This window comes from bacterium, from assembly GCA_040756715.1.
GTDB lineage: Bacteria > UBA9089 > UBA9088 > UBA9088 > UBA9088 > JBFLYE01.
The window spans coordinates 1-12,314 of the sequence record JBFLYE010000014.1; the positions used below are offsets into that span (position 1 = coordinate 1).

At 38.2% G+C, this 12,314-nt stretch carries 7 protein-coding genes and 1 tRNA gene; 4 read left to right on the forward strand and 4 right to left on the reverse strand.

All coding sequences use genetic code 11. The annotated features are described in order from the left end of the window. Positions 1 to 125: 125 nt before the first annotated feature. The 4 genes from AB1397_00340 to AB1397_00355 are packed head-to-tail and all read right to left on the reverse strand — an operon-like array spanning position 126 to position 2,591. Complete coding sequence (locus AB1397_00340; GenBank protein ID MEW6481454.1) at positions 126 to 1,058, reverse strand: bifunctional oligoribonuclease/PAP phosphatase NrnA; 933 nt, start codon at positions 1,056 to 1,058, stop codon at positions 126 to 128. Continuing rightward, the gene (rbfA, locus tag AB1397_00345) at positions 1,051 to 1,329 is read right to left on the reverse strand and encodes a 30S ribosome-binding factor RbfA (protein ID MEW6481455.1); all 279 of its coding nucleotides are present in this window, start codon (positions 1,327 to 1,329) and stop codon (positions 1,051 to 1,053) included. The genes AB1397_00340 and rbfA overlap by 8 nt, the downstream gene beginning before the upstream one ends. A gap of 16 nt (positions 1,330 to 1,345) precedes the next feature. After that, complete coding sequence (locus tag AB1397_00350; protein MEW6481456.1) at positions 1,346 to 1,564, reverse strand: hypothetical protein; 219 nt, start codon at positions 1,562 to 1,564, stop codon at positions 1,346 to 1,348. A 52-nt stretch (positions 1,565 to 1,616) separates the two neighbouring features. Beyond that, positions 1,617 to 2,591 carry a PhoH family protein gene (locus tag AB1397_00355; protein ID MEW6481457.1) on the reverse strand — a complete coding sequence of 325 codons (975 nt, stop codon included), beginning with the start codon at positions 2,589 to 2,591 and terminating at the stop codon, positions 1,617 to 1,619. A 253-nt stretch (positions 2,592 to 2,844) separates the two neighbouring features. Between AB1397_00355 and AB1397_00360 the strand changes: the two genes are divergently transcribed. The 4 genes from AB1397_00360 to AB1397_00375 form a co-directional block, all read left to right on the forward strand. Next, positions 2,845 to 2,917 (forward strand) — tRNA-Lys (locus AB1397_00360). An 8-nt stretch (positions 2,918 to 2,925) separates the two neighbouring features. Beyond that, positions 2,926 to 3,678 carry a hypothetical protein gene (locus tag AB1397_00365; protein ID MEW6481458.1) on the forward strand — a complete coding sequence of 251 codons (753 nt, stop codon included), beginning with the start codon at positions 2,926 to 2,928 and terminating at the stop codon, positions 3,676 to 3,678. A 31-nt stretch (positions 3,679 to 3,709) separates the two neighbouring features. Beyond that, entirely contained in the window at positions 3,710 to 12,004 is an 8,295-nt protein-coding gene (locus tag AB1397_00370; GenBank protein MEW6481459.1) for a FlgD immunoglobulin-like domain containing protein, read from the forward strand. A 4-nt stretch (positions 12,005 to 12,008) separates the two neighbouring features. Then, positions 12,009 to 12,314: DUF5618 family protein (locus AB1397_00375; protein MEW6481460.1), on the forward strand; the 306-nt coding region annotated here is incomplete at its 3' end.

Consider the following 12,314-nt stretch of genomic DNA (forward strand, 5'->3'; position numbering starts at 1 on the left):
TCCTTAAGATTATCTAAACACATACATTTTGTAAAGCGTTATGGAATCAACTATAAGTGTTTATCTGTTTAAAAAATTCATTCACCTTTTAAGAAATTTTGAATTCAAAATTCAACATTCAAAATTCATAATTTTATGAGGCATGACATTATCTTTTCTTCTGCCTCGTCTATGGGAAGAGAAAGAATACAACCAGCGGCACAGAGGTGACCACCGCCACCAAAGAGAACTGCTATACTCCTTACATCAAGACCTTCTTTTGACCTTAAAGAAACCTTTGTCCTGGAAGGAGAAAGCTCCCTGAATAAAAGAATGACTCTGCTATCCTTTATCCCTCTCATCAGATCAAGCAATGTGCCTGTTTCTGGTTCTCTATTAGCCTCCTTTATCATCTTTTCTGTAATCCTTGCTGAAACAATAGAACCATTCATTTTAAGATTAGATAATGCCTTTCCAAAGAGCCTTAATTCGTCTAAACTCTTTGTGCTATAAAGCTTTTCTTTTATTTCGGATGGCTCTATTCCATATTCAAGGAGACTTGCACATATTCTTAAAGCACTAGGCGTTGTGTTTCTGAAGCTAAAAAACCCTGTATCGGTTGCTATACCAACATATAGAAGAAGGGCTATATCTTTGTTTGGTTTTTTTGAAAGCCCTATTAAAAGCCTATAGATCATCTCACAGACAGATGATGCCTTCTCATCTATCCAATTTACATTTCCTATACCACCTCCAAGGTGATGGTCAATATTTATCTTTAAAGGGATTCTTTCAATTATTTTTTTTGTCCTAACCCCTAGCCTTTCTATCTCATTTACATCAAGAATTAAGGCTACATCTTTTCTATTATCATCGGGTGGTAATATTTCCGAAAGATGGGGGAGGAAGGAGAAATGAGGCGGTGGATTATCCTCATTTATAATTATAACCCTTTTCCCCAAACCTTTAAGGATAAGAAAAAGGGATATCTGGCTTCCAATTGAGTCTCCATCTGGACGGATATGGGATGTTATAATAAAATTATCCCTCTCTTGTAAGACCTTTAAAACTTCATTCATCTTCTTCAATAAAAAATGTTAGGTCTGGTGTATAGCGAAGGTTAATCTCTTTTGCTAAATATGCCCTGATAGAAGGCTTCGCCCTCTTTAAACCCTTAAGGCACTCCTTTTCATTTGTTAAGCTGCTTATATAAACCTTTGCCTCCCTCAGGTCGCCTGTCAGCTTAACCCTTGTAACCGAAAGGAGGTCATTGCTACTTATCTCCTTTAGGATAAATTCACCTATCTTCTCCCTTATAGCTTGCGCAACCCTTTCTTTTCTTTTATCCATTAATCCCTCTTCCCTTTTACTGGGTTTTTGTTCCTGTTTCTGTTATTGTTCCTGTAGCAGTTGGCGTTCCTTGTAATTGTGTTGTTGGTGTTCCTGGTTCCTCTACCTTTACCTCTGCTCCTTTAAGCAGAACCTTAATTTGGGGAGCTAGAGCTAAAGCAACAGCAATTATAATAACGGCAATCAACCCAACTACCAGCCCGTATTCAACCAAGCTTTCTCCCTTTTTTTTCATCCCGTTAAACCTCCTTTTTTAATTCAAAATTCAACATTCAAAATTCAGAATTTCATAAATTCTTACCCCAATTTTGACTTTTGACTTTTGACTTTTCCTCATATGCCTTTATTATTTTGCTTACCAATGGATGTCGGACAACATCTGATTTATCAAGATAAGAAAATCCTATTCCCGATACACCTTTCAATATTTCCTGAATCTCAACCAGGCCTGAGGTTACCTCAGAAGAAAGGTCTATCTGGGTAATATCTCCTGTAATCACAGCCTTTGAATCAAAGCCAAGCCGTGTTAAAAACATCTTCATTTGTTCAGAGGTTGTATTTTGAGCCTCATCAAGAATGACAAATGAATCATTCAATGTCCTTCCCCTCATATATGCCAAGGGTGCTATCTCAATTACACCATTTTCAAACATCTTATGAAATTTTTCAATTCCCATCATATCATAGAGGGCATCATACAAGGGCCTTAAATATGGATTTACCTTTTCTTGCAGGTCTCCGGGAAGAAATCCAAGCCGCTCGCCTGCCTCAACCGCTGGCCTGGCAAGGATTATCCTCTCAACCCTCCTTATAAGAAGGGAGGAAAGAGCCATTGCAACCGCAAGATATGTCTTTCCTGTTCCTGCAGGACCAATGGCAATTACCAAGTCATTCTTCTTCATCATCTCTACATACTTCCTCTGATTTATGCTCTTTGGTTTTACCAGCCTTCCCCTTTCTGAGACACAGATTGTATCCTCAAATACCCCAAGGATATCCTCCTTGTCCTCAAAAAGCCTTAAGGCATATTTTATCTCCTCGCTTCTTATTAAATGGCCATTCCTTATAAGAAGAAGGAGGGAATTAAGCAGGGAAAGGATTCTTTCATTCTCCTTTTTTTCTCCCAAAAGGATTATCTGGGTTCCCTTTGGAATTATCTTTGAAGCAAATGCATTTTGAATAATCCTTAAATTTTCATCATCCTTTCCACAAAGCCTCAAAACCTCATCTTCATCAGCAAGGACAAACCTCTCTTGTACCATTAAGCCTTTTCTTTAAGATTTTTCTTTATTGGGTTTATTATCCTCCTTTAGCTTCTTTTTGTATTCAGGGCTTCTATAAATTGAGGCAAAAACCTCAAACCTTCCACATTCATACTCATATGTTGGCATTTTAATAAGTATAAGCTTTAATCATACCTTTTGTCTAGCGATTTTAAGAAAAAAACTCCCCTTTTCTTGACAAACAAAAAACGAAAGACTAAAATATACTTTTTAAAATTTACAATTTTTAAGAGGGTCCTTAGCTCATCTGGCAGAGTAGCGGCCTTTTAAGCCGTGGGCGGTTGGTTCGAGTCCAACAGGACCCAATTAAGAAATGCAAAAGGCAAAATTATATGGATTTGTTATTTTACTTTTAGCTTTTTTTTCTTATGCTTTAGATTTTAAAAAGGGGGAGGTTTTGGTAAAGACAAAAGATAGGGAGGTAATTACTTCAATCGGTGAAGGGTTTGGGCTTTTATCTTATGAGAGGCTTTATGAAGAGAAAGATGGCTCTGTTTTCCTGCTTAAATTTCCCCCTGATAGTGATATTAAAGAGATTATTGCCTCATACAAAGACAACGAAAATGTTGTATATGCAGAGCCGAATTATCTCAGCGCTATAGCAACAAAAAATGAAGAAAAAGAGACCCCTTTAACCTTTCAAGATGAGCCAGGCATATTAGAGGTTCAAGAGATGGCAATAAGGTATAATAATCTTTCACCTTCTGTGGTAAAATCCTGGCAGAAAAGGGCAAAATACAAGGTGCTTCTTCCCGAACTTTCTTTTAGCTATGGAAACTATGTAGCTTATGGCAAAGAGGGACCAGACCAGTGGAGCCTTTCTTTTGATTGGCATCTTAGTGAGCTTATTTACAACCCTGATCAAACCTCAATTGATGAGCGATCAAGGCTTATGACACGCTTAAGAAATGAAATTCTTGCCGAGCTTACAAAGCTATATTTTGAAAGAAAGAGGCTTATTTTAGAAGACAAAGAGAAAAATAGGATAAGAATAGAAGAGCTAACCGGCCTAATTGATGGATATACCGGAGGGGCGTTTTCAAAAAAAATTATTGACAAAAGATAATTTACAAGGATAAACTAGCTAAAATTTTAATATGAAAAAATTATTATGGGTAGGAATTTTTGCTGCCAGCCAGCTCTTTGCTGCAACAGAAACAATAACCACATACTCGGATAAAAGTTTTAAAAATCCATCCTCTTACTTTAAGGATGGAGCAACTATATATGTAGCCGCAAGGGTTGAAAATGCAAGTGGATCTTATTGCATCGGAACTGTAAAAAGCTTATTCCCTCCGGTAAAGCCTTGGCCACCAGAAGCAAATAGCGTCCCCAATCAAATGGAAATACCCTTTGTTGATTTTGATGGTGATGGAACATATAGCGCAAGCTTTGTAATAAAATCAACCGATGAGCCTAATTCCCTATTTGTCTTTGATGGTGCGGGAGTAGAAATTAGTGTTGATATAGATGGAGTTGATACAGGAAAGCAAATAATCATTGCCGATTATCAAGCACCCTTGGGGGGTCTCAATGTTTCTGATTATCGGTTTTCTCCTTATACATCGCCCAATTCAGAGGATACAACAACAATTACTCTAAGTTGCGAAGAAGCTGGCAGATATAGAATTGCTATGGAGGGAAAGGAACTAAAAACAGGGACCATAGCCGCAAATATACCCCTAGATTTTGTCTGGGATGGCTATTATTGGGATAAGCAGGTAGGAGCCTGGCTTTCCTTTGAGGAAGGAAGCCATATATTGGATGTTTCAATATTTGATCTTGCAGGGAATGAAGGTACAAAAACCGAGAAAATTACCATAGATAGCACAAGCCCAATTATTCAGGTTTGGGCAGACCCCCTATTCTTTTCTCCGGGAACATCTACGGGCAGTGGAGATTATTGTTCTCTTTTCTTCTCTTCAAATGAATCGGGAAGGTATGAGGTTTCCATAGACAATAAGACTCCCTCAGGGGAATATTCAGGGGAGCTTTTTAATTATTCTGGAATCTATACATGGGATGGCTCTTACACAACACAACCGGCAGATGAAGGAACCCATTCTGTAGAGGTTGTGATATGGGATACAGCAGGAAACTATAGAGAAAAAACTATTGTTGTAACCATTGATAACACACCACCCTTAATCACCTCCCTTACCGAGAATACAGGGGGTGAGGTTTTTTATCTTAATGAGGTAATCCAGTTCACAATGAAGGCAAGGGATTGGATGGGAAACCAGGAGATAGATGCTGATGATGGATTAAAGGCAATAGCCAATATCAATGGAAAGGATATAAAGCTTACCTATCTTGGTGAGGGATTGGGAACAGAGGGAAGCATATATCAAGGATATTATACAGTTTCAGAACAAGACTACGGAACATGGACAATTTCTGGATATTTTATGGACAAAGCAGAAAATCCAGCCACAAATTATGGGACGATAAGTGGAACAATTAGTGTAAATGGAAGAAGGGAAAGACCAGTGAAGCGATCAAGGATTTCAAGGGTAAGTCTTTTATATCCAAAAGAGATAAGGCCATCTTTATCAGGCCTTACAATTATAGGCTCAACAACAGATTCTCTATCCATTAAATGGGAAGGTGAAAGCCTGGAAGAAGGGCAAAGAATAAAGGTAATTGAAGAGGAAAGAAAGCATATCTGGGTGGGAACTTTTACGAATTCTCTGCTTTCTCTTAACAATGGGCTTCTTTACTATGGAGAGCCTATTTCTGATTATAGAAATGTAAAAATAGGGGTTGCTTATGCCTTAAAGAAAGCCTTGAAAGTCAATGATGAGCTAATTCTATCCCTTGAAGGATGTGTCCTTCTTGACGAGCTAATTTTTAGCCCGCCAAATGTTAGCTCAACAAGCCTAACCATTCAAAATAGTAAGATAAACATCGGCGATTATATCCTTGTCTCTGATAATGTAAGAACCTGGATGTCAACGGCAACCGATAATGGTTCATTTACCATATCCAATTCAAATCTTTATTCAGGACCAATTATTTCTGATTATACCGAGCTTACTAATCTTGTGGCAAGAAGGGTAGCTAAGGCAACCGGTGGTGATGCAACGATTGATATTGGAGAGATAAGGCCAAATATTCCCCTATCCGATGACGGCGTTGACGGGGTTGGGATTTTATCCGGTGATATTACCGGAGGCGATGGGATATATTCTGGGGTCTATACCATTAAGGAGGGTGACACCACAGATGATGCACAAATTCTTGGACACTTTTTCTATAACAAAAAGAGGGCAGAGAATGATCCATATATTGACGAAAGGCTAAAGGTAACCATTGATGCAACACCACCAGAGATTACCAATAACAATATCTTCCCTACCCCATTTAATCCCTGCCTTCCCTACCCTAAGAATCTTGCGATAATGTTTAATCTTTCAGAAAAGTCCTATATTGTAATCACCATTAAAAATAGTAAAGGTGAGGTAGTAAGGGTTCTAAAATCTCCCAAGGCAGAATTTGGAGATAATGTTACCATATTTTGGGATGGAAGGACAAGTGCAGGCGACATACCACCCGATGACCATTATTCTTATACAATTGAGGCAGAGGATGAGGCGGGAAATAAGGCAATTCCTAAAATGGGAGAGATTGTGCTCACCACTATAGAGATAAAGGTAGAAGACCTTAATATTTCACCCAACCCATTCTGGCCAGACAAGGCTAAACCAGAGACAATTGATGTGGTTATAAATTTTAGGATTATCCTTAAGAATTTAAGGGGAGGGACGGTAACCGATGAGCAACTTAATAACTTAGGCTTTGATTTTATTCAGGGTTGGAATTGGCTTGACGCACCCTATGCCTTAATCGACCTCCAACTCTATGATGAGGATGGAGAAAGAATAGAATTGAAAAGTTATCCTGACTCCTGTGATAAAACAGATAGCGATCCCTGGCTTAGACCTGATATTCTTCCAAACTATGGAGATTATAAGTATTCCCTGGGAGACCCTGCAAAACCTGACAAAGGCGATGATGATACCAAAAATGACTTTAATTACTTTGTTCCCTTCTATAAAGATTTAGATGGGAACTATTACAAAAACTTTAGCTTTGGGATGAAGGACTGGGACGATGCAAAAGGTCAGTATATCTTTAGGATCGGGGCAGACCTTACCAGCATTTACTGGAAGCTTATCAACAAACCAGAAGACCCAGAGGAAAAGTGGCATGCAATTCCCTATTTTTTTGACCACAATGGGCTTAAGGCAGATTATATTGAGGGAAAGGTTTTGGCACAGCCTTCACCCCCGCCTCCCCCTTCTGATGATGAAAAACCCCTTATTATCGCAACCCAGCCTGCAGAGCAAGATGTAATCTCACAAGGGACAATTTCAAAAGTATGGGCAAAACTTATTGATATGCCAACCGAGGGAGGCTCTGGGATAGACTTTGAAAGGAGTGAAATCTTCCTTGCCGATTCATTTGACCAGAAAATAGGAGGCAAAAAGATTAATGATGGCATTGATACAATATATTGGATACTTGATAATCCATTGGATAATTCAAAGCCTGGCTCATATACCATAAAGATAAGACCGGTTGATAGAGAGGGAAATGGTGTTTTAGATGACTACCAGAGGGCGACATTTCAGATAAAGGATATAATGAAGCCCGATGTCTTTAATCCCTGGCCAACCGGGGTAGTTATTTCACCCTTTGAAGATGTTATTTATTGCTTTATCTCAGATGTAGGCTTGGGCAATTCTGGCATAGATTCTTTAAAAACAACAATGTCTATGAAAAAAGAAAAGGCTGCATTTACCCTTGTCCAAAGCTATAGCCCAACCGGAAAGAACTCGGGAAAGCTGATGGGAGACCTTGGTTTTCCATTATTAGATGATGGATTATGGGATGGAACATATACAGTATCTGTAAAGGCTTATGATGGTGCGGGAAATTACAATCTTTATCAATGGAGCTTTTATCTTAAGACAATTGTTCCCAAGATATATGATGCTTATCCTGTAGGATCTATCCTTAAGCCATATCAGGGAACTATAAGCGCAGGAATATCTGAACTTGAGGAGGATGCCTCAGGGATAGATTGGCAAAGGTCAATAATCACCCTAAAAGACCCAGATAATAATTTAATTCCTCTAAATATTACCTTCCAATATGGAACATCCAGCAATATAGGGTTTCTTATCGGAAGCCCTATCTTAGGCTCTTTAACCAAAGAGGGGCTTTATACCTTTGTGGTATATGCCTATGATAAAGCAGAGCATTGTTCAATAGGAACCTACACATTTGAGTTAAGGGAGCTTATTACCGCAAGGATAAAGTTTTTCTCTGTTTCTGATAATAGGTTTTCTCCAGGTAGCTCTACCGGCAGTGAAGATACAATCGAGATTAGCTTCTTAATTATGGATAAGGATGGAAGCTGGACACTTTTTGCCGATAATGCAACCCTTACTACAGGGTTTTTAAAGAAGGATGAATTAGGGTCATATATATGGGCTCCTGGTGGGACCGCCTTTGAAGGTTCGCATACAATTACATTAGAGGTTATTGATCCTGACACACAAAGGAGAGAAACCCAAACCATATCTGTATATGTTGATAATACACCACCCGAGGTTATAAGCATTATAGATAATACAGGCCAAAGAACATTCTATAGGGGTGAAAAGGTTGTCTTTATCCTAGAGGTAAGGGGAACGGATACAGATGTTATTAGTGCAGGCTGTGTACTTCGTGATAATATCTTTGTTCCCCTTAATAAAATAAGCGAAACTAAATGGCAGGGCGAATATACCGTAAAAGAGCAAGATAAAGGCGACTTTAATGTTAAAGGCTTTGTGATGGATTCTGCAGGAAATGGCGGAACATCTACTAATGTCTTTGGCACAATAACCCTTGATGGAACAAAAGCAAATCCCATTACTCTATCAAGGATAGCAAGGCTGGGAATAATTCCAGAAAGGAAAGAGGAAAGGGCTTTATCGGGCTTGACCATTATAGACTCTACAACCGAGACATTAAGGGTTAAATGGCAGGATGAAATAGGTTTAATGGAAGGAGAAAGGATAGAGATTACCTCAGGTAATTATATCTGGATTACAACCCTTAAAAACCAAGAGGCTCTTATTTCAAATGCAGAGCTATATTATGGTTTGCCCATTTCAGATTATCGAAGCATTACACCCCAAGCAGGCTATTCCTTAAAGAGCCTCTTAAAGGAGGGTGATAAACTCATCATCTCTCTTGCAAGCTTTAAGGTAGAAAAAACCATAAGGGCAATTTCCACAAAAACAACAACAAACATTACCATTACAAGCCCTGAGATAAAATGGGGAAGATATATCCTTGTTTCTGATAGTATGCATACCTGGTTTTTGCAAGCAAAGGAGAATGGAAGCTGTACCATTTCAAATCAAAATTTATATTCTGGCCCTCTTGTCTCTTCCTATAATACCATTTCAAACCTTGTGGTAGAAGAGGTTAATTGGGCAACCGGTGGTGATGCCTCAGCTGATTTAGGGGTTATGTATCAAGGCATCCAGCTTGTAGATAATGGAATGTCTTCATTCTTCGATAAGATGCCAGGTGACGGCATTTATTCAAGTGTTTATGAGATAAAGGAGGGAAATATCGGCACAGGGGTTTTAATACAAGGACACTTCATTTATAATAATTATAATGCCCTAAATGACCCATATATCGATGAGAGGATAAAGATTGATGTAGATGGAACAAAGCCCGAAATTAAAAATCAAAATATAGAACCCAATCCATTCAATCCCTACATTCAAAATCTTTCTATAAAATATAACCTTTCAGAGAAAAGCCGTGTTCAAATAAATATCCTGAATGAAGATGGAGGGGTTGTAAAGAGGATTATCTCTCCAAATCCAAAATATGGAGAGAATACCTCTGATTTCTGGGATGGAAGGGATAATAATGGGGATATAGTCCCTGATGGAACTTATTATTATACCATTGATGCAAGGGATATGGCAGGAAATGAGGCTACTAAAGTAAAGGGTGAGATAAAGGTAACCTCCATTGAGATAAAGATAGAAAACCTTACCTTCTCTCCAAACCCATTCTATTCAGATGATATTCCTGAAAGCTGTGATGTCTTAGTAAAATTCAGGGCTGTCCTTAAGAGCTCAAAAGGTGGTGAGGTAACCGATAAGCAACTTAATAACCTAGGCTTTGATTTTGTCCAATATTCTACTCACCTTAACATCCCTTATGGCCTGCTTAATTTTGAAACCCATAATGATGAAGGGGAGAAGATTCCCCATACAAGCTACCCTGATATGACTGCAGGAAATGATATAGATCCCTGGCTATATAGCTTAAGGGATGGAAAATGGGTATGGGGGGTTCCCCCAAACTATGGAAATTATACGATGTCTTTAGGAAACCCTGTAAAACCTGATAAGGGCGATGAGGATACCGAGAATGATCAGGGAACCCTTGTTCCCTTCCTTAAGGATGAAGAGGGAAATTACTATTGTGACTATGAATATGGGGAGCTTGATTGGAAAAATCCACCGGGTAATTATTATGTCCGGATATGGGCAGAGCTTGTAAGTATAGATTGGGAGCTTACCAATAAGGAGGAGGAAGAAGAGGAGAAATGGCATGCAGAACCTCGCTACCATGGGCATTATAAGCTTCGCTCAGATGTAGTTGATGGAATAATGAGATGCGTGGAGAACCCTGAGATTATAAAACAAGATAAAACCCCTCCCATTGTAATTAGTTCCAATCCTACATCAGGTGAGGAAAAGGAGATAGGTATAGTTTCCTCTGTTTGGGTAAAATTATATGATGGAGAAGGAGGCGTAGGTGTCTCTCCGATAAACTCAAGTATATATCTTGAAGATAAATTGGGCGAAAAGATAGGGGGTATTCTCACAAATGACAATAAAGATACCCTATATTGGATACTTACAAAGCCATTAACCATCCCTGGAACTTATACAATTAAAATCACTGCCGTAGATTTTAACAATAATAAAGCCACTTATTCTATAACCTTTGGGGTAATTGATTCCATTCCTCCCATAATTTCAGACCCATACCCCACGGGAACGGTTACTGCCCCATTTTCTGGTGCGATTAAAGTTAATATTTCAGAGATAGGTTGTGGTGAGTCTGGGATAAATTGGGCAAGTTCAACCATATCATTAAAGAAAGATGGGCTAGACATTCCTTCAACCAAATCCTATACAGAGACAGGAAGCAATACAGGACAGCTAAAAGGAAATCTTATTTCTCCCTTAACCGAATCAGGCACATATACAATCACTGCAATTGCCTATGATAATAAAGGAAATTTTGCCCAGGAAACATTTTACTTTAGCATTCCAAAGGAGATAGAGGTGATCTACAACGACGAGATATATCTTAATATCCCTTATGACACAGAGATTACCTTGGATAAGGCTCCTGGTATTCCTGTGGGGACAAATACAGTTTTTGTAAGGCTTTTCCCTGATACCAGAGATCATAAGGAATATGAGCTCATTGGCTCAATTACCAAATTTTACTATGGCACACAAACCCCTCTTTATAAATGCAAATTTAGCAAGGATGTAACTTTGACCCTCCATTATAAGGATTATCATCTTCCATCCCCTTTCTTCAAGGAAGAAAAATTACTTATCTATGGAAGTGGAAGTTTGTGGACAAGGCTTGGTGGAACAATTGATCCAGCAAATAACAAAATTAGCCTTAAAATTCCAGCCAATACAGAAATAAAGGATATGTATGCAATTATGTATGATGAGGATGATTTACCAAATATTGATCACACACCACCCCCTGTTGCATTTGTAAATGAACCAATAAATATTAAGGCAGTAATCTATGATGAAGGGGTTGGGCTTAACTTTGCAGAGATAATTCTTTATTATCAGCCCCTTGGTTCGCAAACCATAGGAACAAAAAGCTATGAGAGTATCTTGGGAACAAATACATTTGTTTTCAATATCCCACCCCAAAATAAATGCACCCTAAATTATTGGATCTCTGCATCTGATAACAATGGGAATGTAAGAAGTGCGACATATCAAATAAATGTAGTAACAAAAGAGGAGGCATCTATTGAAAAATCTGTTTATACCTCTCCAAACCCAGCAAAGGGCTCTACAAAATTCAATTTCTTTTTAGAAACAAATGCAAATGTTAAGATTAAGCTCTATACCATTACCGGAGACCTTGTCTGGGATTATGAGGAAGATTTTTCAGAGGGAGGAAAGAAGGAGAAAGATTACAATTGCACAAACAAGGATGGAAAGAAATTAGGAACTGGGCTTTATATCTATAAGGTAACCATAGAATACCCAACAAAGAGAGAGAGGGTAATAAAGAAGATGGTTATTATAAAGCAATAATAAAATGAAAGAGCCATTAAGGTATTTAAATAATGCAAAGAAAATCTTAAAAAATGCTCCTCGTGAGGACAATTACTATACCGATGTTAAATATGTCCAGGAGGCTTGTGGCACTGCCTATCTTGCGGTATTAAAGGCTATTGATACATATTTATTAAAGAAAGGAGATGAAAAAAAATTACCGAAATCTGTAAATAGCTATAGGGAAATGTTGCGAAAGCATCTTACAATTCATAATGGGAAGATATTAAAAAGTTTTGAATTTTTATATAAAGAGTTACACATAGCAGGTTATTATAGAGGACTTCTT

Bases quoted from the DNA above. Each gene is read 5' to 3' on its own strand.
- AB1397_00340 (MEW6481454.1), bottom strand. From the start codon at position 1,058: ATGAATGAAGTTTTAAAGGTCTTACAAGAGAGGGATAATTTTATTATA.
- rbfA (MEW6481455.1), bottom strand. From the start codon at position 1,329: ATGGATAAAAGAAAAGAAAGGGTTGCGCAAGCTATAAGGGAGAAGATA.
- AB1397_00350 (MEW6481456.1), bottom strand. From the start codon at position 1,564: ATGAAAAAAAAGGGAGAAAGCTTGGTTGAATACGGGCTGGTAGTTGGG.
- AB1397_00355 (MEW6481457.1), bottom strand. From the start codon at position 2,591: ATGGTACAAGAGAGGTTTGTCCTTGCTGATGAAGATGAGGTTTTGAGG.
- AB1397_00365 (MEW6481458.1), top strand. From the start codon at position 2,926: ATGCAAAAGGCAAAATTATATGGATTTGTTATTTTACTTTTAGCTTTT.
- AB1397_00370 (MEW6481459.1), top strand. From the start codon at position 3,710: ATGAAAAAATTATTATGGGTAGGAATTTTTGCTGCCAGCCAGCTCTTT.